Genomic DNA, 25,345 nt, shown 5'->3' on the forward strand with positions numbered 1-25,345 from the left:
TGCCACACGGTTACCAACCCTGAATTAGCGCTTAAACGTCACCGCTTCCGGCTGCGTCAGATGCAAGGTTGTCTGGCTGGGCACCGTCTCGGCAATCACCTTGCCGTGGCGAACAGAGTATCGTGCCGGCGTCTGGCGACGAACGGCATCAAACCCATTCTCTGCCGGGAGGATCACCAGGTTTGCTGAATTCCCAACGCGCACGCCATAGTCCTGCAAATTAAGCGTTTTCGCGCTGTGGGTAGTGATCAGGTTAAGCCCATCGTTTATTTGCCCGTAACCCATCAGTTGGCAAACGTGCAGTCCCATATGCAGAACCTGAAGCATATTCGCGGTTCCCAGCGGATACCACGGATCGAAAACGTCGTCATGACCGAAGCAGACGTTGATCTCCGCTTCCAGCATTTCTTTGACGCGTGTAATGCCGCGGCGTTTGGGATAGGTATCGAAACGGCCCTGCAAATGCGTGTTAACCAGCGGGTTTGCCACGAAGTTAATGCCTGACATTTTTAACAGGCGGAACAGCCGGGACGTATACGCGCCATTATAGGAGTGCATCGCCGTGGTATGGCTGGCGGTCACGCGCGAACCCATTCCGTCACGATGTGCCAGGGCTGCAACGGTTTCAACGAAGCGCGATTGCTCATCATCAATTTCGTCACAGTGGACATCGATCAGCCGGTCGTACTTTCTGGCCAGGGAAAACGTTTTATGCAGCGACTCCACGCCATATTCACGCGTAAATTCAAAGTGCGGGATTGCACCGATGACATCCGCCCCTAAACGCACGGCTTCCTCAAGCAATGCTTCACCGTTCGGATAAGAAAGAATGCCTTCCTGCGGGAATGCCACAATTTGTATATCGACCCACGGGGCGACTTCCTGCTTCACCTCCAGCATGGCTTTCAGTGCAGTAAGGGTAGGGTCCGAGACGTCAACGTGTGTACGTACGTACTGAATGCCGTTGGCGATCTGCCACTTCAGGGTTTGCATCGCGCGAGCTTTAACGTCTTCGTGGGTGAGCATCGCCTTACGTTCGGCCCAGCGCTCGATTCCCTCGAAAAGGGTGCCTGACTGGTTCCAGTTCGGTTCACCCGCCGTTTGCGTTGTATCCAGATGGATATGCGGTTCGATGAAAGGAGGGATAACCAGCCCGCATTCGGCGTCCAGCACCTGACCGACTGGCGCAGAGGCGGTTTCCTGAGGATCGATACGGCTGAAGCGTCCGTCCTCAATCGTGATCTGCCATAAACCCTCCTGCCCCTGCAAACGGGCCTGACGGATAGTGAGGGAATTATTCTGCATGGGAAGCCTCCGAAGGATTGACAAGGGTACGTCTGGCGAATGGGTTTAACACCAAATAGCTGAAGACGCCACCCAATACTGCGTTAACGGGGACAATTCCCGGAATGTAGTGCCCGGCAGCAACTCCCAGGGCGACCGAGAAAATGGCAATCCAGTTAACGGACACAAATTTTGCGTGGTCGAAGCTGGCATAGAGGCGGCGATTAATCAGGTAGTCGGCGATAATCACCCCGCCAATCGGCGGAATCGCTGCCGACAGAAAGGTCAGCCAGCCAACGAAGTTGTTGTATAACCACAGCGCGCACAGCGTACCGATAATGCCATTCGCCACCGACAGCGTACGGCTGGAAAGGCCAGTAATATTGGCGAAACCCAGACCAGAGGCGTACAGCGCGTTGTCATTGGTGGTCCAGATATTCAGGCCGAGAACGACAATCGCCGGCAGCAGCAGTCCCTGGGCGATCATCACGTCAGAAATATCGGCCTGTCCTACGGCAGCAGCGCCTGCCGCACCGAAGATAAACATCAGCGAGTTGCCAAGGAAAAATGCCACCATCGCCACCAGAACGGCACCTTTAGCATTGCGGCCAAAGCGGACGAAGTCGGCGGTCAGCGTGCCTGCGCTGATAAACGAACCTACAACCAGCGCCAGCGCGCTGGAAAAGTTGAGCGGCGTCTGCGGCACAATGGATTTGAGGTGGTCCAACCCTCCCACGCCGTCCACCGCCAGCCAGACGGAATAGCTACCCAGGATGACGATAGCGGGTACGGCGATGATGGATAAAATCGTCAGTGCCGAGATGCCAAAAAAAATGGTCAACGTCATCAGCAGGCCGGAAACCGCAATCAGGATGTTCACGTCGATGCCCGTGGCTTTACTCACCGGGATGGCAAACATCGCTACGCCGACGCCAAACCATCCTACCTGCGTACCGCCTAAAAGCATGGAGGGAAGCCAGGAACCTTTTATACCGAACGAGTAACGCGCAAGAAGATGGGTTGAGAGGCCGGTTTTTGCGCCAATGTAGCCAAGAAAAGCAGTGTAAATACCGAGGAGGAGATTGCCGAAGAGAACTGCGAGGAAGAAATCATTATAGGAAAGACCGGTACCGAGCGTGCCTCCGGTCCACATACTGGCGGAAAAAAACGTTAACCCTAACATCACAAAAGTGAGTGGAACCACGCCTTTCCGCGCCGCCAGAGGGACGGGGCCCTGGCTATAATTGTTATCTTGCGACACAACGCCTCCTTGAATTTTGGCCAAAAAATCCGCCGCATAATATCCATTTTTTTCATCAATGCAAACGTTTACGTCCGGGGTTTACACTGCATTTGTAGGGAAAAGGGTGTCGTTAACTGAAGGGGAGGTTACTGAAAACAGGCTCCCCGGCGTTCCGCTTTATGCTTCTGCCGGGGAGTCAGAGGGGCTTACACTTCCAGGAAGTTCATGATCCCGTCAGCCGCTTTACGTCCTTCGGCAATCGCGGTAACCACCAGGTCTGAACCGCGAACGATATCGCCACCGGCGAAGATTTTCGGGTTGCTGGTCTGGAAGGCGTTGTCGCTGCCTTCCGGCGCAATCACGCGGCCCTGTGAGTCCAGCTCTACGCTGTGCTTCGCCAGCCACTCCATGCTGTGAGGGCGGAAACCAAACGCCATCACCACGGCGTCGGCCGGGATCACGTGCTCAGAGCCAGCCACGATCTCCGCGCGACGACGGCCTTTCGCATCCGGCGCACCCATCTCCGTGCGCGCCATCTTCACGCCGCTCACCTTACCGTTGGCGTTCACTTCAATGCCCAGAGGCTGGATGTTGAACTGGAACTCTACGCCCTCTTCACGCGCGTTTTTCACTTCGCGCTTAGAGCCCGGCATGTTCTCTTCGTCACGACGGTAAGCACAGATGACGTGCGCCGCGTTCTGACGAATGGACGTACGCACGCAGTCCATCGCGGTATCACCGCCGCCCAGCACGACAACGCGTTTACCTTCCATGCTGACAAACGGCTCGTCGGCAGTTTCGCCGTAGCCCATCAGCTGTTTGGTGTTAGCAATCAGGAACGGCAGCGCGTCGTACACGCCTGGCGCATCTTCGTTCTCCAGACCACCGCGCATGGACTGATAGGTACCCACGCCCAGGAACACGGCGTCGTAATCCTTCAGCAGATCGTCGAGCTGCACGTCGCGGCCCACTTCGGTGTTGAGTTTGAACTCAATGCCCATGCCGGTGAAGATTTCACGGCGGCGGGTCATTACCTCTTTTTCCAGCTTGAAGGCCGGGATACCGAAGGTCAGCAGACCGCCGATTTCCGGGTGACGGTCAAAAACCACCGCCTTCACGCCGTTGCGTGTCAGCACGTCCGCACAGGCGAGGCCTGCCGGACCCGCGCCGACGATCGCCACGCGCTTGTCGGTTTGCTTCACGCCGGTCATATCCGGACGCCAGCCCATCTCGAACGCTTTATCGTTGATATAGCGTTCGATGTTGCCGATGGTCACCGCGCCAAACTCGTCGTTCAGCGTACAGGAGCCTTCGCACAGGCGATCCTGAGGACACACGCGGCCGCACACTTCCGGCAGGGTATTGGTCTGGTGAGACAGCTCGGCGGCTTCAAAAATACGCCCTTCGTTGGCCAGCTTCAGCCAGTTCGGAATGTAGTTATGGACCGGACATTTCCATTCGCAGTAAGGGTTACCGCAGGACAGGCAGCGGTCTGCCTGTGCTTTGGCCTGGCCTTCTGAAAACGGCTCATAGATTTCAACAAATTCAATTTTACGTATCTTCAGCGGTTTCTTTGGCGGATCAACACGCTGCAGGTCGATAAACTGGTATACGTTCTGGCTCATCTGAATTCCTTACTGCGCCTGCACGCGCAGCTCTGCTGCGCTACGACTACGGTGACCCAACAGGGCTTTAACATCGCTGGACTTCGGCTTAACGAGCGCGAATTTCGCAGAGAACGCTGGCCAGTTCGCCAGGATCTCTTCGCCGCGCGAAGAACCGGTATGCTGCACGTGTTCGGTAATCAAACCGCGCAGGTGTTCTTCATGAATGGCCAGCGAATCAACGTCCAGCACTTCCACCAGTTCCGGGTTCACGCGCTTGCGGAACTCACCGTCTTCATCCAGCACGTAGGCAAAACCGCCCGTCATACCGGCGCCAAAGTTCACGCCGGTTTTACCCAAGACGCACACAATTCCGCCCGTCATGTATTCGCAGCCGTTATCGCCGATGCCTTCCACCACGGTGATGGCACCGGAGTTACGCACCGCAAAACGCTCGCCCGCACGGCCCGCGGCAAACAGACGACCGCCGGTCGCACCGTACAGACAGGTGTTGCCGATGATGCTGGCTTCATGGCTGCGGAAGGCTGAACCGACCGGAGGACGCACCGCCAGCAGACCGCCCGCCATGCCTTTGCCGACGTAGTCGTTGGCATCGCCGGTCAGGTATAACTCAACGCCGCCGGCGTTCCACACGCCGAAGCTCTGGCCCGCGGTACCGCTGAAGTGCGCGGTAATCGGATCCGATGCCAGCCCCTGGTCACCGTGCGTTTGCGCGATGTAGCCGGAGAGGGACGCGCCGACAGAACGGTCGGTGTTGCGGATATCAAACCAGAACGTTTTGCTCTGCTTCTCGTCCACGTACGGCTTCGCCTGTTGCAGTAGCTGCGCGTTCAGCACGCCGTTGTCGAACGGCGGGTTGTTCTCGGTGCAGTAAACCGCTTTGCCAGGATGCGGCTCAGCCGTTTCCAGCAGCTTAGACAGCTCCAGCTTCTGCTGCTTGGCGGTGAAGCCTTTCAGCTCTTTCAGCAGGTCGGTACGGCCAATCAGATCCACCAGACGCTTCACGCCCAGCTGCGCCATCAGCTCGCGGGTTTCACGGGCGATGAAGTCAAAGTAGTTAGTCACCTTGAACGGCAGGCCATGATAGTGATTCTTACGCAGCTTCTCGTCCTGGGTTGCAACGCCGGTTGCGCAGTTGTTCAGGTGGCAAATGCGCAGGTATTTACAGCCGAGCGCAACCATCGGGCCGGTACCGAAGCCGAAGCTTTCCGCACCCAGAATCGCCGCTTTGATGATGTCGAGGCCGGTTTTCAGACCGCCGTCCACCTGCAAACGGATCTTGTGACGCAGACCGTTAGCCACCAGCGCCTGCTGGGTTTCCACCAGGCCAAGCTCCCACGGGCAGCCCGCGTATTTCACTGAGGAGAGCGGGCTTGCGCCGGTACCGCCGTCGTAGCCGGCAATGGTGATCAGATCCGCATAGGCTTTCGCCACGCCGGTGGCGATGGTGCCGACGCCCGGCTCGGAAACCAGCTTCACGGAGATCATCGCTTTCGGGTTGACCTGCTTCAGGTCGAAAATGAGCTGCGCCAGATCCTCGATAGAGTAGATATCGTGGTGCGGCGGCGGGGAAATCAGCGTCACGCCCGGCACCGAGTAGCGCAGTTTGGCGATGTACGGGGTGACTTTATCACCCGGCAACTGACCGCCTTCGCCCGGTTTTGCACCCTGAGCGACCTTAATCTGGATCACGTCGGCGTTGACCAGGTACGCTGGCGTCACGCCAAAGCGGCCGGATGCCACCTGCTTGATACGCGACACTTTGTTGGTGCCGTAACGGGCCGGATCTTCACCGCCTTCGCCGGAGTTGGAGTTACCGCCGATGCTGTTCATGGCTTCCGCCAGCGCTTCGTGGGCTTCCGGGCTCAAGGCGCCGATGGACATCGCCGCGGTATCGAAGCGTTTGAACAGTTCGGATGCCGGTTCAACGTCGTCAATGCTGACCGCTTCATCACCCGGATTCAGGGCAATGAGGTCGCGAAGCGTTGCCGCCGGACGGTTGTTCACCAGCTCAGCATACTGCTGATAATCACGGTATTCGCCGCTCTGAACCGCCTGCTGCAGCGTGCGCACCACGTCCGGGTTATAGGCGTGATACTCGCCGCCGTGAACGTATTTCAGCAGGCCGCCCTGATCCAGCGGCTTACGTGCCAGCCAGGCGCGCTTGGACAGGTTCACCAGATCCTGCTGGAAGTCAGCAAAACCGGCGCCGCCGATGCGGCTGACCACGCCCTGGAAGCAGAGGTTGGCGACCTCGTCATGCAGGCCGACCGCTTCAAACAGCTTCGAGCAGCGGTAGGAGGCAATGGTCGAGATGCCCATTTTGGACATGATCTTGTATAGACCCTTGTTGATGCCGTTACGGTAGTTCAGCATCACCGCGCGGTAATCTTTATCGATCGCGCGGGTATCCACCAGACGGGCCAGCGTTTCGTAGGCCAGATACGGGTAGATCGCCGTCGCGCCAAAGCCTAACAGCACGGCAAAGTGGTGTGGATCGCGGGCGCTTGCGGTTTCTACAATGATGTTGGCGTCGCAGCGCAGGCTCTTGTCGACCAGACGCGTCTGGATAGCGCCCACCGCCATCGGGGCAGGCACCGGTAGACGGTTTTTCGCGATGTTGCGGTCGGACAATACCAGCAGCACGGTACCGTTGCGCACCATCTGTTCGGCTTTGTCACACAGCGCATTCACCGTCTCTTCGAGGCTCGCTTCATTCACGTCGAAGGTAATGTCGAGCGTGTCGGCGCGGTAGTGCTCCTCGGTCATGGTGGTGAGCTGCTTGAAATCGGAGTACAGCAGGATCGGCGATTTAAAGGTCAGACGGTGCGCCTGGCCTTCGGCCTCGCAGAAGACGTTCATCTCGCGACCGATGCTGGTGGCCAGCGACATCACGTGTGCTTCGCGCAGCGGATCGATTGGCGGGTTGGTGACCTGCGCGAACTGCTGACGGAAGTAATCATAGATGATGCGCGGCTGGCTGGAGAGCACGGCAAACGGGGTATCGTCACCCATCGAGCCGACCGCTTCCTGGCCGTTTTCGCCGAGCACGCGGATAACCGAGTCCAGCTCTTCCGCGCTGTAGTTAAACTGCTTCTGGTAGCTGGCGAGAGTGTCATCGTCCAGCTCGCGGCTGCCCACTTCTTCATCCGATAAATCTTCGAACGGCACGAGGCGACGCACGTTCTTCTCCATCCACTCTTTGTACGGGTGGCGGCTCTTCAGATCGTTGTCGGTTTCGGCGGAGTGCAGGATGCGCCCACCGCGGGTGTCGATCACCATCAGCTCGCCCGGACCGACGCGGCCTTTCTCGACCACTTCGTCAGGCTGGTAATCCCAGATCCCCACTTCAGAGGCGCAGGTGATGAGCTTGTCTTTGGTGATGACGTAGCGCGCCGGACGCAGGCCGTTACGGTCCAGGTTACACGCAGCGAAGCGACCGTCGGACATCACGATACCTGCCGGACCGTCCCACGGCTCCATGTGCATGGAGTTAAAGTCGAAGAACGCGCGCAGCTCCGGATCCATATCCGGGTTGTTCTGCCAGGCCGGCGGCACGAGCAGACGCATGGCGCGCACGATATCCATCCCGCCCGCCAGCAGCAGTTCCAGCATGTTATCCATGGAGCTGGAGTCAGAGCCGGTTTCGTTCACGAACGGCGCGGCATCGTGCAGGTCAGGGATCAGAGGGGTCTGGAACTTATAGGTACGAGCACGCGCCCACTGGCGGTTGCCGGTGATGGTGTTGATCTCGCCGTTGTGCGCCAGGTAGCGGAACGGCTGAGCCAGCGGCCAGCGTGGTACGGTGTTGGTGGAGAAGCGCTGGTGGAACAGGCAAATGGCCGATTCCAGACGCAGGTCCGCCAGGTCCAGGTAGAAGCGCGGCAGGTCAGCCGGCATACACAGACCTTTATAGATGTTCACCAGGTTAGAGAGGCTACAGACGTAGAACTCTTTATCGTCCTGGAGACGTTTTTCAATGCGGCGACGGGCGATAAACAGACGGCGTTCCATATCGCGCGGACGCCAGCCCGCAGGCGCGTTAACGAAAATCTGCTCAATACGAGGCAGCGAGGAGAGGGCGATTTCACCGAGTACCCCTTCGTTGGTTGGCACATCGCGCCAGCCGACAATCGACAGGGTTTCGCGCTGAAGTTCTTCTTCAACGATGCGGCGTGAGGCGGCAGCTTTTTCAGGATCCTGATTCAGGAACAGCATGCCGACAGCGTAGTTTTTGGCTAAACGCCAGCCGCGCTCTTCCGCCACGATGCGGAAGAAACGATCCGGTTTTTGCAGCAGCAGGCCGCAACCGTCGCCGGTTTTACCATCGGCCAGGATGGCGCCACGGTGCTGCATACGGGCCAGTGCGTGAATAGCGGTACGCACTACCTTGTGGCTAGGTTCGCCTTCTATGTGGGCGATCAGGCCGAAACCACAGTTATCCTTCTCAAGGGATTTATCGTACAACATATCAGTGAACCTCCCCAGGCTCGTCGGGCTTCCCACTGAACTTTACCGTGGCGCACAGGCGCAGAAAGAGCATGGCGACGGGGTTAGCGTTTCATACGCGGACCTCGCATTCGCCCTCTTTTTCATCCTTTCGCGCAGGTAAACAAGTTTGAGGACTTGCTTCAGAGGGAATCTCAATTACTGCATAAATATGATGAGCAGGCCGCTCATCCAGAAAGCTTCCAGCGGATTTCCAACTTATCGGGAATTGGTACACAGGTCAAATGGCAATCTTATTTATACAAAAATGTGCTAAAGCGTAATTATCATTTTGTTTTTATTGGTTATTTTACTAATTTTACAACCACTGAAAGCGCCAGGAAGGTGCAGGGGAGTGTGATCTGACTCACTATATGAAAGCGGTATTATTGATGCAGCGTGCTGAAATGCGGTTTTATGGCAGAATAATAATCTGGCGCAGTCTTCGAACCCGCATAAAATCACTGTTTTTCAGTCCTGGCGCTATAAATGAAAAAAACCATCAGAACATAAGGAAAAGTAATTACGTGGCGGGTGAATGAAATCTCGGTAATCGTGATTATTTATTCAAATGGATAAAGGCCGTCCAGGGCGATTGATCCAGGTCATCGCCGACAGAGGCTAAAAATGGCAGGCTTGTCCCCTTTCTTCGGGACGGTCTATCAGATTATGCAGTTACAGAAATTAGTCAATATGTTTGGTGGGGATCTTTTGCAGCGGTACGGTCAAAAGGTGCATAAGCTGACGCTGCACGGCGGCTTTAGCTGCCCGAACCGCGACGGCACCATCGGGCGCGGTGGCTGCACCTTCTGTAACGTTGCGTCGTTTGCTGACGAAGCCCAGCAGCATAAATCCATCGCGGAACAGCTCGCCCATCAGGCCAGCCTGGTGAACCGCGCGAAGCAGTATCTGGCCTATTTCCAGGCCTACACCAGTACGTGGGCGGAGGTGCAGGTGCTGCGTTCCATGTATCAGCAGGCGGTTGCTCAGGCGAACATTGTCGGGCTGTGCGTGGGTACGCGCCCGGACTGCGTACCGGAGGCGGTGCTGGATTTACTTAGCGAGTACAGAGAGAAGGGCTATGAGATCTGGCTGGAGCTGGGCCTGCAGACCGCGCACGATAAAACCCTGCACCGTATCAATCGTGGGCATGATTTCGCCTGCTACCAGCGCACCACGCGTCTCGCCCGCGAGCGTGGCCTGAAAGTCTGTTCGCATCTGATTGTCGGCTTGCCCGGAGAAGGGCAGCAGCACAGCCTGGAGACGCTGGAAAAAGTCGTGGAAACCGGCGTAGACGGCATTAAGCTGCACCCGCTGCATATCGTGAAGGGAAGCATAATGGCGAAAGCCTGGGAAGCCGGGCGGTTAAGCAGTATCGAGCTCGACGACTATACGGTGACGGCGGGAGAGATGATTCGCCACACGCCGCCGGAGATTGTCTACCACCGCATCTCCGCCAGCGCCCGCCGTCCAACGCTTCTGGCACCGCTCTGGTGCGAGAACCGGTGGACGGGGATGGTGGAAATCGACCGCTATCTTCAGGAAAACGGCGTACAGGGTTCGGCGCTGGGCCGCCCGTGGGTTCCCCGTCTACCGACGGCGGCCGCCTAGCAGACTCCCCAGCATGCCGCGCACAATCTGATTGGTGACCTGCCGCGCGGCGCTTTTCGCCATAGTCTGTACCACGCCGTCGCGCTTGCCGCCGCGCGGTCCGGTTGTGCCAAACAAAATGTCTTTTAGCCCACCGAGAATGCCGTCATCCACTGCGACTGACTGGCCCTTAGCGGGTGGAGCATCCTGCGATTCGGTGGTTGCCTGTACCCCTTTTTGCAGCATCTCGAACGCAGACTCTCGATCCACCTCGTCTTCATACTTGCCGTACACCGGGGAGTGATTAATCAGGCTGTTACGTTCATCGTCGGTAACCGGCCCCATGCGCGAGCAGGGCGCGATCACCATTGCGCGTTCCACCACGGACGGGCTGCCCTTGGCATCCAGGAACGAGATCAGCGCTTCACCGGTGCCCAGCGCCTGAATCGCGGCTTCGGTATCAAAGGCCGGATTGGCACGCATGGTTTGCGCGGCGGCTTTCACCGCTTTCTGATCCTTCGGCGTAAAGGCGCGCAGGGCGTGCTGCACGCGGTTACCAAGCTGGCCCAGCACATTGTCAGGAATATCCGACGGGTTTTGCGACACAAACCAGACGCCGACCCCTTTGGAGCGGATCAGGCGGATAACCTGTTCAATTTTATCCAGCAGCACCTGCGGCGCGTCGTTAAACAGCAGGTGTGCTTCGTCAAAGAAGAAGACCAGTTTGGGTTTTTCCAGATCGCCCGCTTCCGGTAACTGCTCGTACAGTTCGGAGAGCATCCACAGCAGGCTGGCGGCGTAAAGCTTTGGCATCTGGTAGAGCTTCTCTGAACTCAGAATGTTGATGATGCCTTTGCCGCTGCTGTCGGTGCGCATCCAGTCTTTAATGTCCAGCATCGGCTCGCCGAAGAAGTGTTCGGCGCCCTGCTGCTCCAGCGTCAGTAGCCCACGCTGAATGGCACCGACAGAGGCGCTGCTGATATTGCCGTACTGGTTCTGGAAAGATTTGGCGTTATCGCCGATGTACTGGGTGATGGCGCGCAGATCTTTGAAATCGAGCAGCAGCAGCCCCTGATCGTCGGCGATACGGAAGATGATGTTCAGCACGCCGGACTGCACGTCGTTGAGGTTGAGCAGGCGGGCCAGCAGCAGCGGGCCGAGATCGGAAACGGTGGCGCGTACCGGGTGGCCTTTCTCACCGAAGATGTCCCAGACCACCACCGGGTTGCCGTGCGGCGTCCAGTCCGTAATGCCAATATTCTTCAGTCGTTCGAGCAGTTTTTCAGAAGCGCTACCCTCCTGAGCCACACCGGTTAAATCGCCTTTTACGTCAGCCATAAAGACCGGCACGCCAATCTCTGAAAGTGACTCCGCCAGCTTCTGGAGAGTGACTGTTTTCCCTGTGCCGGTGGCGCCGGTAATCAGACCGTGGCGGTTCGCCATCGCGGGCAGTAGATACAGCTCTTTTTCCAGCGTCCGGGCAATTAACAATGGTGTACTCATGATGCGCTTCCTCTCTTAGTCCTGGGTGGAGTATAGGCAACATGACGGCAAAATGGTTGAGTAAATTGCTGACTTTGCGGCGCATTGTCCAGCGCGGACTATGCTTTTGCATACGGTTCATAAAATAGTGGAAAACAATGTCCAGATTCTTCTTTAACGATCGCAAACAGCTGGTCAATGACGCCATTGAAGGCATACTGCTTTCTGCGCCACATGCGAATCTCGTCAAACTTGATATCGATCCAGCTATCAGGGTTGTCGCCCGCGGCGACTGGGATAAAAGCCGCGTGGCGGTGATCTCCGGCGGTGGCTCCGGGCACGAACCGGCGCACGCCGGATTTGTCGGTAAAGGCATGCTGACGGCGGCAGTGTGTGGCGATCTGTTCGCCTCCCCGAGCGTGGATGCGGTGCTGAACGCTATTGTGGCGGTGACGGGCGATCGCGGCTGCCTGCTGAACGTCAAAAACTATACCGGTGACCGGCTTAACTTTGGCCTGGCAGCAGAAAAGGCCAAACGCTACGGCCTGAAGGTCGAGATGGTGATTGTGGCGGACGATATCGCGCTGCCCGACAACAAGCAGCCGCGCGGCATTGCCGGCACGGCGCTGGTGCACAAGATTGCGGGCTATGCAGCGGAGCAAGGAAAATCGCTGAGCGAGGTGCGGGATATTGCGCAGCAGGCCTGCGATAACCTCTGGAGCTTGGGCGTTGCGATGCAAACCTGCAACCTGCCGGGCAGCGACGATGAAGAGGGGCGCATCAAGCAGGGCCATGTCGAGCTGGGGCTGGGGATCCACGGGGAGCCGGGTGCCTCGGTGGTTGATACGCAAAACAGTAAAGCGATTATCGACACGCTGGTGTCGCCGCTCAAAGCGCAGGCGGGCGAGGGGCGTTTCGCGGTGCTGATCAACAACCTCGGCGGCGTTTCCGCGCTGGAGATGGCTCTGCTCACCAAAGAGCTGGCACATTCAGCGCTGAAAGAGAATATTGCGTACCTGATTGGCCCTGCGCCGCTGGTGAGCGCGCTGGATATGAAGGGCTTTTCTCTGACGCTGCTAAAGCTCAACGATTACTTTGAAAAGGCGATTCACGCCGAGGTCGAGACGCTGGGCTGGCAGAAGCCTGTGGCGTTTGCCCCTCTGCGTACCGTTCCGCAAAGCGCTATTCACGATAGCGTGGAATATGCCGCGTCCGACAATCCGCAGGTGAAGGAGTCTGTTTCACAGGTGACGAAGACGCTCATACAGCTTGAAAACCGCCTGAATGCGCTGGATGCCAAAGTGGGCGATGGCGATACCGGCTCTACGTTTGCGCAAGGTGCACGGGATATTGCGCAGCGCCTGGAAGAAAACACTCTCCCGCTGAATGACGTGCCTAAGCTGCTGTTGCTGGTGGGGGAACGACTGGCCACGGTGATGGGCGGATCGAGCGGTGTACTCATGTCGATCTTCTTCACGGCGGCGGGGCAAAAGCTTCACGATGGACAGCCGCTACCTGAAGCATTGCTGAGCGGACTGGCGCAGATGAAGCAGTATGGCGGGGCAGATCTCGGCGATCGTACGCTGATCGATGCGCTGCAACCGGCGCTGGAAGCCTTGAAGAAAAAAGATCTTCAGGCGGCAGCGCAGGCTGCGCAGCAGGGAGCGGAGGCAACGGCGAAAATGGCGAAAGCCGGAGCAGGGCGCTCATCGTATGTGAATAAAGAGAATCTGGATGGGGTAATGGACCCGGGGGCGGTCGCGGTGGCGGAAGTGTTTAATACATTGGCGCAGTAGCAAAAGTAGGCCGGGTCAGGCGAAGCCGCCACCCGGCAAACTCACATCAGAAATCCGCTTTCAACACCACGCGATAACGGGCTTTGCCGTCGCGCACGTGCTGGATGGCTTCGTTAATTTTCGACATTGGATACAGCTCGGTGGTCGGCGTCACTTTGGTGCGGCCGGCAAACTTCATCAGCTTGCGCAGCTCGTATGGCGTACCGGTCGCGGAGCCTGACACGCTGCGATCCCCGCCGATCAGGGTAAAGGCCGGAACCGGCAGCGGCTTCATCACCGCACCCACGGTGTGGAAGTTACCGCCGTAGGCCAGCGCTTCAAAGTACGGCTGCCAGTTGAGATCGACGTTCACGGTGTTGATGATCAGGTCAAACTGCCCAGCCAGCGCGTTCAGCGCGTCCGGATCGCGGCTGTTCACGACTTTGTCCGCGCCCATTGCCAGCACTTCTTTCTCCTTCGCCGGGTTCGAGCTAAACGCCGTCACTTCACAGCCCATCGCGTGCAGCAGCTTGATGGCGATATGGCCCAGACCGCCGATACCGATCACGCCCACGCGGCTGGTGGCGGTGACGTGGTGCATCAGCAGCGGTTTAAAGACGGTGATCCCGCCGCACAGCAGTGGACCAGCAGATTCAATATCAATGCTGTCCGGCAGCGGGATGACCCATTGCCAGTCGGCGCGCAGCTTATCGGCGAAACCGCCCTTGTTCAGGATGGTGGGCACTGCGCCTTCAAGGCAGTTGATCTGGTTGCCGCTGATACAGGCGTCGCAGTGGCCGCAGCTGCGTGCTGTCCAGCCAATGCCCACGCGCTGGCCAACCTTCAGCCCTTTGTCCTGCGCGGCGCTGCCGAGCGCGACGACGCGGCCAATCACTTCGTGCCCGGCAACCAGCGGATAGCTGGAGAAGCCCCATTCGTTGTCGATCATCGAGAGATCTGAGTGGCAGACCCCGCAGTAATCAACCTGTACTTCGACGTCTTCTGCTTTTAGTTCGCCCGCATCGTACTCGTACAGCTCAAGTTCTGCACCCGCCTGCGGTGCGGCGTAGCTTTTTATCTTCGACATCGTGTTTCCCCCGTTGTGGTGTGAACTGAGAGTGTAGAGCATTCAGTTTACAGCCGCTTAACAGAAGGGGGCAGGAACGAAACTTACAGACTTTTCAGCATTCTGACTTCGCAGTCAACGTGGCCCGTGCAGCCCAGCGGCGCATCGATATGCTCAAAGCCCAGATGTTCATACAGGCCGATGGCCTCTTTGAGGAAGGCGGTGGTTTCGAGGTAACAGCGTTTAAAACCCTGATTGCGCGCGTGCTCCAGGGCGACCAGCGCCAGCTTTTTCGCCAGACCCTGTCCACGAACCGACGGCAAGAAATACATTTTCTGCAGCTCACAGATATCCGGCTCGCTGCAGCTCAGCGGTGCAACACCGCCGCCGCCCACAACCTGGCCGTCCTGCTCAATGACCCAGTAGGCGTGGCCCGGCTGGCTGTACAGCTTAAACAGTTCGTCAAGATTCGGGTCGGCAACGGTGTAACCTTTATCCGCCGTCAGCCCAAACTCTGCAGAAACGGTGCGGATAACGGCGGCGATAGCCGGATTGTCCTGCTCAGTGATCCGACGCATCGTCGTCGCGACGGGGGTAATCACGCTCATAGCATTACTCATTACAAAAATTGACACACAGTTGCTGTTAATAGCACCGCAGAAAAGGGAGTGCAAGCGAGGAGTTTTCAGGAAGGTTACCCCTTACGCCCTGAAGCGTAAGGGGTAAAAGCATTACAGGGCTGCGATAACGGCCTGCTGCTCGATCAGTTTGGTCTTCGCATCGGCGAAGGCAACCAGACGCTCACGCTCTTTGGCAATGACAGCTTCCGGCGCGCGGGCAACAAAGCCTTCGTTCGCCAGCTTACTTTCGATTTTGCCAATTTCCACGTCGACCTTCGCCACTTCTTTCGCCAGACGCGCCAGCTCTGCGTCTTTGTCGACCAGGCCCGCCATCGGGATCAGCAGCTCCGCACCGTCGATAATTTTAGTCACGGAAACCGGACCCTTGTCATCGGCAGGCAGCACGGTGATGCTTTCCAGACGCGCCATGGTTTTCAGGAAGGTGTTGTTCTCGGTGACGCGACGAACGGCAGCGTCGCTGCAGCCGCGCAGCAGCAGCTCCAGTGGTTTACCCGGGGCGATGTTCATTTCGGCACGGATGTTACGTACCGCAACGATCGCCTGCTTCAGCCACTCGGTATCCGCTGACGCGGCTTCATCAACCTTAGCCGCATCGAATTCCGGGAACGGCTGCAGCATGATGGTATCGGCGCTGATGCCCGCAATGACCTTCACGCGCTGCCAGATGGTCTCGGTGATGAATGGAATAACCGGATGCGCCAGGCGCAGCAGGCCTTCCAGGACGGTAATCAGCGTGTTGCGCGTGCCGCGCAGCTCTGCTTCAGAACCGCCGTTCATGACCGGCTTCGCCAGCTCCAGATACCAGTCACAGAACTGGTTCCAGGTGAATTCATACAGAATGCCCGCTGCAATATCGAAGCGGTAGCTGTCCAGCGCCTCGCGGAAGGCTTTCACCGTCTGGTTAAATTCCGCCAGGATCCAGCGGTCCGCCAGAGACAGGGTCATCTCGCCGCCGTTGAAGCCGCAGTCCTGATCTTCGGTGTTCATCAGCACGAAGCGGCTGGCGTTCCACAGCTTGTTACAGAAGTTACGGTAACCTTCCAGACGCTTCATGTCCCAGTTGATGTCGCGGCCGGTCGAGGCCAGCGCCGCCAAGGTGAAGCGCAGGGCGTCGGTACCGTGAGATTCGATCCCGTTCGGGAACTGCTTCTCGGTACGCTTGCGGATTTTCTCAGCCAGCTGCGGCTGCATCATGTTGCCGGTACGTTTTTCCAACAGGTCTTCCAGGGAGATCCCGTCAACCATGTCCAGCGGGTCAATCACGTTGCCCTTGGACTTGGACATCTTCTGCCCTTCGTCGTCGCGGATAAGGCCGGTCATGTAGACGGTATGGAACGGAACCTGCGGCTTGCCGTCTTCGTCTTTGATGAAGTGCATGGTCATCATGATCATGCGGGCAATCCAGAAGAAGATGATGTCGAAGCCGGACACCATTACGCTGGTAGGGTGGAACTGACGCAGCGCGTCGGTGTTTTCCGGCCAGCCGAGGGTAGAGAAGGTCCACAGCGCGGAGGAGAACCAGGTATCCAGAACGTCTTCATCCTGGCGCAGGGCCACGTCAGCGCTCAGGTTGTTTTCCTGACGCACTTCGTCTTCGCTACGGCCAACGTAGACGTTGCCTTCGTTGTCGTACCATGCCGGGATGCGGTGACCCCACCACAGCTGACGGGAGATACACCAGTCCTGAATGTCGCGCATCCAGGAGAAGTACATGTTTTCGTACTGCTTCGGCACGAACTGAATGCTGCCGTTCTCAACCGCTTCCACAGCCGGTTTTGCCAGCACGTCGGCACGGACGTACCACTGGTCGGTCAGCATTGGCTCAATAACCACGCCGCCACGGTCGCCGTACGGCACGGTCAGATCGTGAGGCTTAATCTCTTCCAGCAGGCCGAGCGCATCAACGGCGGCTACGATGGCTTTACGTGCAGCAAAGCGCTCCAGCTTCTGGAACTCCGCCGGGATCTCGCTGGAGTAAACGTCGGATTCGTTGCCTTTGGTGTCGTACACCTCTGCGCTTTCGCGGATATCGCCGTCGAAGGTCAGAATGTTGATCATCGGCAGGGCGTGACGACGACCCACTTCATAGTCGTTGAAATCGTGCGCCGGGGTGATTTTCACGCAGCCGGTGCCTTTTTCCATGTCGGCGTGTTCGTCGCCCACAATCGGAATGCGGCGGTTCACCAGCGGCAGCACCACAAATTTGCCGATCAGATCTTTATAGCGCGGATCTTCCGGGTTAACGGCCACGCCGGTATCGCCCAGCAGGGTTTCCGGACGGGTGGTCGCCACCACCAGGTAATCTTTACCGTCTGCGGTTTTTGCGCCGTCGGCCAGCGGATAGCGGATGTGCCACATGGAGCCTTTAGACTCGCGGTTTTCCACTTCCAGGTCAGAAATTGCGGTGCGCAGTTTCGGATCCCAGTTTACCAGGCGTTTGCCGCGGTAAATCAGGTCTTCTTTGTACAGACGGACGAACACTTCTTTTACGGCGTTGGACAGGCCTTCGTCCATGGTGAAGCGCTCGCGCTCCCAGTCCACGGAGTTGCCGAGACGGCGCATCTGACGGGTAATGGTGCCGCCGGATTCTGCCTTCCACTGCCAGATTTTGTCGATGAACGCATCGCGACCGTAGTCGTGACGAGTTTTACCTTCTTCAGCGGCAATTTTACGCTCAACCACCATCTGGGTCGCGATACCCGCGTGGTCAGTCCCCGCCTGCCACAGGGTGTTTTTGCCCTGCATGCGCTGGTAGCGGATCATGGTGTCCATGATGGTCTGCTGGAAAGCATGCCCCATATGCAAACTGCCGGTGACGTTCGGCGGCGGGATCATGATGCAGAAGGACTCTTTGCTTTCGTCGCCGTTAGGCTTGAAATAGCCCTGCTGTTCCCAGTGCTCGTAAAGCGGCTGTTCGATATCGCGTGGGTTATATGTCTTTTCCATTATTTCCAGGTTGCCGTATTCAGGTTAAAACCGGCCAGGCGGTACGCTTTATAGCGTTCGCGCGCCAGTTGTTTCAAGGATTCTTCGTAAGGGACAAAGTCTACCACTTCTGTGAAAGCGGTGGCAAAATCTGCAAAGTCTGTCCGCAGGCTAATGAGAATATCGCGCGCGCTGCTGTTGCGCTTTTGCGGCCAGGCAATTTCGACCGGAGCCCCGCCGCGTGGACCTTCGCCCGACAGGTTATGCGGAACAAAACTTTCCGGCGGACGCGCCCATAGCGCTTCATCCAGGCGAATCGCCTGCTGCTCATCTTCACAGGCAATCAGTACGCGTTTACCTGCGCGCCAACGTTCTGCGGCAATTTCACACACCAGCTGTTCAACGGCGCTGAGGCCATCCTGATGGGTGTCGTTGTCCAGAAGGTAGAACGTTGCATTCTTCATATATGGGGCTTCTTGTCGTGGATTTAAATGCAAAGCCGGGTGGCGCTTCGCTTACCCGGCCTACGGTTGAGCGGCGTGTAGGCCGGGTAAGGCGAAGCCGCCACCCGGCACATTACATCACTCGTCGCCGTTAAAACCCGCACGATTAAGCAGGAACTGCGACAGCAGGGCAACCGGACGTCCGGTAGCGCCTTTGGCTTTACCGGAGCGCCATGCGGTACCCGCGATGTCCAGGTGCGCCCAGTTATATTTACGGGTGAAGCGCGCCAGGAAGCAGCCAGCGGTAATTGCGCCGCCAGGACGACCACCAATGTTAGCCATGTCCGCAAAGTTAGACTCCAGCTGTTCCTGATACTCGTCACCCAGCGGCAGACGCCATGCGCGGTCACCGGCCTGCTCGGACGCGCCGATAAGCTCGTGCGCCAGCGGGTTGTGGTTCGACATCAGGCCGGTGATGTGATGGCCCAGGGCAATCACGCAGGCACCGGTAAGTGTGGCCACGTCGATAACCGCTTCTGGCTCGAAGCGCTCAACGTAGGTCAACACGTCACAGAGTACAAGACGGCCTTCGGCGTCGGTATTCAGCACTTCAACGGTCTGGCCGGACATGGTGGTCAGGACGTCGCCCGGACGATACGCGCGACCGCCAGGCATGTTTTCGCAGCCTGCCAGCACGCCGATTACGTTGATGGGCAGCTGAAGCTCCGCAACCATGCGCATGACGCCGTAAACCGCCGCCGCGCCGCACATGTCGTACTTCATCTCGTCCATGCCTTCTGAAGGCTTGATGGAGATACCGCCGGAGTCAAAGGTCAGCCCTTTACCGACGAGCACGATCGGACGCGCGTCTTCAGACGGATTGCCTTTGTATTCGATGACCGACATCAGGGATTCGTTCTGCGAGCCGTTACCCACCGCCAGATAAGAGTGCATCCCCAGCTCTTTCATCTGCTGTTCGCCGATGACGCGGGTGATGACGTTTTTGCTGTAGGAGTCAGCCAGCTGGCGCGCCTGAGAGGCGAGGTAGGCGGCGTTACAGATGTTTGGCGGCATGTTGCCGAGATCTTTTGCCGCTTTAATACCGGCGGCAATCGCTAGACCATGCTGGATGGCGCGCTCGCCGCTGGTCAGTTCGCGACGGGTTGGCACGTTAAAGACCATTTTGCGCAGCGGACGACGCGGCTCGCTTTTGTTGGTCTTAAGCTGATCGAAGCTGTAAAGGCTCTCTTTTGCCGTTTCGACGGCCTGACGCACTTTCCAGTAGGTGTTACGGCCTTTGACGTGCAGCTCGGTCAGGAAGCAGACGGCTTCCATTGAACCGGTGTCATTCAGCGTATTAATGGTTTTCTGAATAACCTGCTTATACTGACGTTCATCCAGCTCGCGCTCTTTGCCGCAGCCAATCAGCAGAATACGCTCTGACAGGACGTTCGGAACATGGTGCAGTAACAGCGTCTGCCCAGGTTTGCCTTCCAGTTCGCCACGGCGCAGCAGGGCGCTGATATAGCCGTCACTGATTTTATCGAGTTGCTCGGCGATCGGGGAGAGTCGGCGCGGTTCAAAGACGCCCACAACGATGCAGGCACTCCGCTGTTTCTCCGGGCTACCGCTTTTTACACTGAACTCCATGCACTACGCTCCTGAATCTTAAAGACAACGGCGGCTGCTACGGATAGAATTGAAACCTTTCGTAACTCATGTCCGCTGTTGTGGTGACTTCGTGTTAATCTTACGTTACTACGGTTTCGACACGTCAGAAAAAGTCCTGAAGCGTGAATCCGCCGGATGTTTTAATCTTAGCGACGATTTCGACGACTCAAGAGAATAAATGACGTTTAAGCCATGAAACAAGCGATTTTCCAGCAAAGAGACGGGTTTTTACGGGCGTATTTAAAGTGATAATCATAAGATATCTGGTGCGGGAGACGCTCAAAAGCCAACTGGCGATCCTCTTCATCCTGCTGCTGATTTTTTTCTGTCAGAAGCTGGTTAAGATCCTCGGTGCGGCCGTTGACGGCGAAATTCCAACGAATCTGGTGCTTTCCCTGCTTGGGCTGGGGATCCCGGAAATGGCGCAGCTTATTCTGCCGCTGAGTCTATTCCTCGGCCTGCTGATGACCCTCGGTAAGCTGTACACCGAGAGTGAAATTACGGTGATGCATGCCTGCGGCCTGAGTAAAGCCGTACTGGTGAAAGCGGCGATGATACTGGCGCTGTTCACGGGCATTGTTGCGGCGGTGAATGTGATGTGGGCGGGCCCTATGTCTTCCCGTCATCAGGACGAAGTGCTGGCCGAGGCGAAAGCAAACCCCGGCTTGGCGGCGCTCGCGCAGGGGCAGTTCCAGCAGGCGACTGACGGAAACTCCGTGCTGTTTATTGAGAGCGTTGACGGCAGTAAATTCAACGATGTATTTCTGGCGCAGCTGCGTCCTAAAGGTAACGCGCGTCCGTCAGTGGTGGTTGCCGATTCTGGCCAGCTTTCTCAGCGCAAAGACGGTTCTCAGGTCGTCACGCTGAATAAAGGCACCCGTTTCGAAGGCACCGCGATGCTGCGTGACTTCCGTATTACGGATTTCCAGAACTATCAGGCCATTATTGGTCATCAGGCGGTGGCGCTCGATCCGACGGATACCGAGCAAATGGATATGCGCACGCTGTGGAATACCGATACCGACAGAGCGCGGGCTGAGTTCCACTGGCGTATTACGCTCGTATTCACCGTGTTTATGATGGCACTGATTGTCGTGCCGCTGAGCGTGGTGAACCCGCGCCAGGGCCGCGTGCTATCTATGCTGCCAGCGATGCTGCTTTACCTGATCTACTTCCTGCTGCAAACCTCGATTCGCTCTAACGGCGCGAAGGGTAAACTGGATCCGATGGTCTGGACGTGGTTCGTTAACAGCCTGTACATCTTACTGGCGCTGGGATTAAACCTGTGGGATACGGTGCCTGTGCGCCGCATACGTGCCCGATTCTCGCGTAAAGGAGCCATCTAATGCAGGCGTTTGGCGTTCTTGATCGCTATATCGGTAAAACCATTTTCACTACCATCATGATGACGTTGTTCATGCTGGTGTCGCTCTCCGGCATTATCAAATTTGTCGATCAGCTGAAAAAAGCCGGACAGGGCAGCTATGACGCGATGGGGGCGGGGATGTACACCCTGCTCAGCGTGCCAAAAGATGTGCAGATCTTCTTCCCGATGGCGGCTCTGCTGGGCGCGCTGCTGGGGCTGGGGATGCTGGCTCAGCGCAGCGAGCTGGTGGTGATGCAGGCCTCAGGCTTTACCCGTATGCAGGTTGCGCTGTCGGTAATGAAAACCGCAATCCCGCTGGTGCTGTTGACCATGGCGATTGGCGAGTGGGTGGCACCGCAGGGCGAGCAGATGGCGCGTAACTATCGTGCTCAGGCAATGTACGGTGGTTCACTGCTCTCGACTCAGCAAGGTTTATGGGCGAAAGACGGGAAAAACTTTGTCTACATCGAACGGGTAAAGGGTAATGATGAACTGGGCGGGGTTAGCATCTATGCGTTCAACGACCAGCGCCGTCTGGAGTCTGTCCGACACGCCTCTTCCGCGAAGTTTGACGCTGAACATAAGCAGTGGCGTTTGTCGCAGGTTGATGAGTCTGACCTGACCGATCCAAAACAGATTACCGGGTCACAGACGGTGACCGGCACCTGGAAGACCAACCTCACGCCGGATAAGCTCGGGGTTGTTGCGCTGGATCCTGACGCGCTCTCTATCAGCGGCTTGCACAACTATGTGAAGTACCTGAAGTCGAGCGGGCAGGATGCCGGACGCTATCAGCTCAACATGTGGAGCAAAATCTTCCAGCCGATGTCCGTGGCGGTGATGATGCTGATGGCGCTGTCGTTTATCTTCGGTCCGCTGCGTAGCGTGCCGATGGGCGTGCGCGTCGTGACCGGTATTAGCTTCGGCTTTGTCTTCTATGTACTCGATCAGATCTTCGGTCCGCTGACGCTGGTTTATGGCATCCCGCCGATTATCGGTGCGCTGCTGCCGAGCGCCAGCTTCTTCCTGATCAGCCTCTGGCTGCTGCTGAAACGCTCCTGATTGACCTCTCCTCGCTTCCGGTGAACCGGAGGCGAGGCTAATCTCCTGTTTCAACCCGCACTTTTTCTCACAACCTTCAACGTCCCGCCTCGAATTTGAGTATTATTGAGCGATAAAGTCGTGAAGGGATCCTCTATGAAGCAAATTCGAATGCTAGCCCAGTACTACGTCGACCTGATGATGAAGCTTGGGCTGGTGCGTTTCTCCATGCTGCTGGCGCTGGCGCTGGTCGTTCTGGCGATTGTCGTGCAGATGGCCGTTACGATGGTTCTGCATGGTCAGGTCGAGAGTATCGACGTTATCCGCTCTATCTTCTTCGGCCTGCTCATTACCCCCTGGGCGGTCTATTTCCTTTCCGTGGTGGTCGAGCAGCTGGAGGAGTCCCGTCAGCGCTTATCAAAACTGGTCGATAAGCTGGAGGAGATGCGCGAGCGCGACCTGAAGCTCAATGTTCAGCTTAAAGACAACATTGCTCAGTTGAATCAGGAAATTTCAGATCGTGAGAAGGCGGAGGCAGAGCGTCAGGCCACGCTGGAACAGCTGAAAATCGAAATGAAAGAGCGCGAGGTGACGCAGATCCAGCTTGAGCAGCAATCCTCCTTCCTGCGTTCGTTCCTGGACGCTTCGCCGGATCTGGTATTCTACCGTAACGAAGATAAAGAATTTTCAGGCTGTAACCGGGCGATGGAGCTCCTGACCGGGAAAAGCGAGAAGCAGCTGATTCACCTCAAGCCGCAGGACGTTTACTCCGAAGAGGCGGCCGCCAAGGTCATGGAGACGGATGAAAAAGTGTTCCGCCATAACGTCTCGCTGACCTACGAACAGTGGCTGGATTACCCAGACGGGCGCAAAGCCTGCTTTGAGATCCGTAAGGTGCCGTACTATGACCGCGTCGGGAAGCGCCACGGCCTGATGGGCTTCGGCCGTGATATTACCGAGCGTAAGCGCTATCAGGATGCGCTGGAGCGCGCCAGCCGCGACAAGACCACCTTCATCTCCACCATCAGCCATGAGCTTCGTACGCCGCTTAACGGCATTGTGGGGCTGAGCCGCATTCTGCTGGATACCGACCTGACCGCAGAGCAGGAAAATTACCTCAAAACGATTCACGTCTCGGCGGTCACGCTGGGTAATATCTTCAACGATATTATTGACATGGATAAGATGGAGCGCCGAAAGGTTCAGCTTGATAACCAGCCGGTTGATTTCACCAGCTTCCTTGCCGATCTGGAAAACTTGTCTGGTCTGCAGGCTCAGCAGAAGGGGCTGAATTTTGTCATGGAGCCCACCCTGCCGCTGCCGCATAAAGTGATTACCGACGGCACGCGGCTGCGTCAGATCCTGTGGAACCTCATCAGCAACGCGGTGAAATTTACCCAGAAGGGGCAGGTGGCGGTGCGTATTCGCTATGACGACGGCGACATGCTGCACTTCGAGGTGGAGGACTCCGGGATTGGTATTCCGCAGGAGGAGCAGGACAAGATTTTCGCGATGTACTACCAGGTGAAGGACAGCAACGGTGGAAAACCGGCCACTGGTACCGGAATCGGCCTGGCGGTGTCTAAGCGGCTGGCGAAGAGCATGGGTGGTGACATCACCGTTGCCAGCCAGGCGGGCAAAGGGTCAACCTTCACGCTGACGGTGCATGCGCCGGCGGTGGCGGAAGAGGTAGAGGATACCTTTGAAAATGACGATATGCCGCTGCCTGCGCTGCACGTCCTGCTGGTGGAGGATATTGAGCTTAACGTGATTGTAGCGCGCTCGGTGCTGGAAAAACTGGGCAACAGCGTGGATGTCGCGATGACCGGTAAAGCCGCGCTGGAGATGTTTACACCGGGTGAATATGACCTCGTTCTGCTGGATATCCAGTTGCCGGATATGACCGGGCTGGATATCTCGCGTGAACTGACGCGTCAGTACGCGGCTGATGAACTGCCGCCGCTGGTGGCGCTGACGGCGAACGTGCTGAAAGATAAAAAAGAGTATCTCGACGCCGGTATGGACGATGTACTCAGCAAGCCTCTGGCGGTGCCTGCTCTGACCGCCATGATCAAGAAGTTTTGGGATACCCACGATGAAGAGGAGAGCACCATGACGTCTGTTGATAGCGCAAAAGCCCAAACGATACTCGATACCGCGATGCTGGAGCAGTATATCGATCTGGTCGGCCCGAAACTGATTACCGACGGCCTGGCGGTGTTTGAAAAAATGATGCCGGGTTATCTGAGCGTGCTGGAGTCAAACCTGACGGCGCGTGACCAGAAGGGCATCGTGGAAGAAGGGCATAAAATCAAAGGCGCAGCCGGCTCGGTCGGGTTACGCCACCTGCAGCAGCTGGGTCAACAGATTCAGTCGCCTGATTTACCAGCCTGGGAAGATAACGTTGGTGATTGGGTTGAAGAGATGAAACAAGAGTGGCAGAACGATGTTGCGGTGCTTAAAGCCTGGGTGGATGCCAGAAAAAAATGACCCCGGCTAGACCGGGGTGCGCGAATACTGCGCCAACACCAGGGAAATCGTGGCTGCGCCTGTTTTTTAAAGTAATTTTCTAATGGGCGCCGCCGTAAAAATTTAGGCCGCACGCAGATAAGATAGCAAATCTTAAATGGTTTGTTACATGAATCAGTGAAATGTGTGAAGCATAGCGTTTTAATCAAAATTATTAATGTGCTTCAGCGAGTTGC

Annotated in this window: 16 protein-coding genes; 6 read left to right on the forward strand and 10 right to left on the reverse strand. The window is 57.1% G+C overall.

Annotated features, from left to right (window positions below; genetic code table 11):
- Positions 1 to 24: 24 nt before the first annotated feature.
- The 4 genes from codA to gltB all read right to left on the reverse strand — a co-directional run bounded on the left by codA (position 25) and on the right by gltB (position 8,622).
- Positions 25 to 1,305: a cytosine/isoguanine deaminase gene (gene codA, locus IM303_RS14425; protein ID WP_048999218.1), complete on the reverse strand. Its 1,281-nt coding sequence runs from the start codon at positions 1,303 to 1,305 to the stop codon at positions 25 to 27.
- A complete protein-coding gene (gene codB / locus IM303_RS14430) occupies positions 1,295 to 2,545 on the reverse strand; it encodes a cytosine permease (protein WP_193360041.1) in 1,251 nt (416 codons plus the stop codon). The genes codA and codB overlap by 11 nt, the downstream gene beginning before the upstream one ends.
- A gap of 188 nt (positions 2,546 to 2,733) precedes the next feature.
- The gene (gltD, locus tag IM303_RS14435; protein ID WP_041907852.1) at positions 2,734 to 4,152 is read right to left on the reverse strand and encodes a glutamate synthase subunit GltD; all 1,419 of its coding nucleotides are present in this window, start codon (positions 4,150 to 4,152) and stop codon (positions 2,734 to 2,736) included.
- A 9-nt stretch (positions 4,153 to 4,161) separates the two neighbouring features.
- Positions 4,162 to 8,622, reverse strand: coding sequence for a glutamate synthase large subunit (gene gltB, locus IM303_RS14440; protein ID WP_193360042.1), 4,461 nt, complete (start codon positions 8,620 to 8,622; stop codon positions 4,162 to 4,164).
- Between the two features lie 687 nt (positions 8,623 to 9,309).
- On the opposite strand from gltB, the gene IM303_RS14445 reads away from it, so the two are divergent.
- Complete coding sequence (locus IM303_RS14445; protein ID WP_100170953.1) at positions 9,310 to 10,251, forward strand: TIGR01212 family radical SAM protein; 942 nt, start codon at positions 9,310 to 9,312, stop codon at positions 10,249 to 10,251.
- On the opposite strand, the gene IM303_RS14450 is transcribed toward IM303_RS14445, so the two are convergent.
- Entirely contained in the window at positions 10,231 to 11,733 is a 1,503-nt protein-coding gene (locus IM303_RS14450) for a helicase HerA-like C-terminal domain-containing protein (RefSeq protein WP_062935875.1), read from the reverse strand. The genes IM303_RS14445 and IM303_RS14450 overlap by 21 nt on opposite strands.
- A gap of 137 nt (positions 11,734 to 11,870) precedes the next feature.
- Here IM303_RS14450 and IM303_RS14455 point away from each other — a divergent pair, with 137 nt between their 5' ends.
- The gene (locus IM303_RS14455) at positions 11,871 to 13,508 is read left to right on the forward strand and encodes a dihydroxyacetone kinase subunit DhaK (protein WP_193360043.1); all 1,638 of its coding nucleotides are present in this window, start codon (positions 11,871 to 11,873) and stop codon (positions 13,506 to 13,508) included.
- Between the two features lie 46 nt (positions 13,509 to 13,554).
- Here the strand turns inward: IM303_RS14455 and IM303_RS14460 are convergent, their stop codons facing one another.
- From IM303_RS14460 to pepA, 5 genes are all read right to left on the reverse strand, one after another.
- A complete protein-coding gene (locus tag IM303_RS14460; protein ID WP_028014580.1) occupies positions 13,555 to 14,574 on the reverse strand; it encodes an NAD(P)-dependent alcohol dehydrogenase in 1,020 nt (339 codons plus the stop codon).
- Between the two features lie 83 nt (positions 14,575 to 14,657).
- Complete coding sequence (locus IM303_RS14465) at positions 14,658 to 15,161, reverse strand: GNAT family N-acetyltransferase (RefSeq protein ID WP_028014579.1); 504 nt, start codon at positions 15,159 to 15,161, stop codon at positions 14,658 to 14,660.
- Between the two features lie 123 nt (positions 15,162 to 15,284).
- On the reverse strand, positions 15,285 to 18,140 hold the full coding sequence (locus IM303_RS14470) for a valine--tRNA ligase (RefSeq protein ID WP_048999212.1): 2,856 nt from the start codon (positions 18,138 to 18,140) through the stop codon (positions 15,285 to 15,287).
- Entirely contained in the window at positions 18,140 to 18,583 is a 444-nt protein-coding gene (gene holC, locus IM303_RS14475) for a DNA polymerase III subunit chi (protein ID WP_003861884.1), read from the reverse strand. Before holC ends, IM303_RS14470 begins: the two co-directional genes overlap by 1 nt.
- A gap of 117 nt (positions 18,584 to 18,700) precedes the next feature.
- A complete protein-coding gene (gene pepA / locus IM303_RS14480) occupies positions 18,701 to 20,212 on the reverse strand; it encodes a leucyl aminopeptidase (RefSeq protein WP_028014577.1) in 1,512 nt (503 codons plus the stop codon).
- Between the two features lie 143 nt (positions 20,213 to 20,355).
- Here pepA and IM303_RS22390 point away from each other — a divergent pair, with 143 nt between their 5' ends.
- The 4 genes from IM303_RS22390 (at position 20,356) to arcB (ending at position 25,130) form a co-directional block, all read left to right on the forward strand.
- On the forward strand, positions 20,356 to 20,415 hold the full coding sequence (locus IM303_RS22390) for a hypothetical protein (protein ID WP_213743486.1): 60 nt from the start codon (positions 20,356 to 20,358) through the stop codon (positions 20,413 to 20,415).
- Between the two features lie 63 nt (positions 20,416 to 20,478).
- Positions 20,479 to 21,579: an LPS export ABC transporter permease LptF gene (gene lptF / locus IM303_RS14485; protein WP_048999210.1), complete on the forward strand. Its 1,101-nt coding sequence runs from the start codon at positions 20,479 to 20,481 to the stop codon at positions 21,577 to 21,579.
- Complete coding sequence (gene lptG, locus IM303_RS14490) at positions 21,579 to 22,661, forward strand: LPS export ABC transporter permease LptG (protein WP_028014575.1); 1,083 nt, start codon at positions 21,579 to 21,581, stop codon at positions 22,659 to 22,661. The genes lptF and lptG overlap by 1 nt, the downstream gene beginning before the upstream one ends.
- A 135-nt stretch (positions 22,662 to 22,796) precedes the next feature.
- Positions 22,797 to 25,130 (forward strand): aerobic respiration two-component sensor histidine kinase ArcB, encoded by a 2,334-nt coding sequence (gene arcB, locus IM303_RS14495; protein WP_193360044.1) that lies wholly within the window; start codon positions 22,797 to 22,799, stop codon positions 25,128 to 25,130.
- Positions 25,131 to 25,345 lie beyond the last annotated feature (215 nt).

The organism is Enterobacter cloacae complex sp. P38RS (assembly GCF_014930775.1).
GTDB lineage: Bacteria > Pseudomonadota > Gammaproteobacteria > Enterobacterales > Enterobacteriaceae > Enterobacter > Enterobacter bugandensis.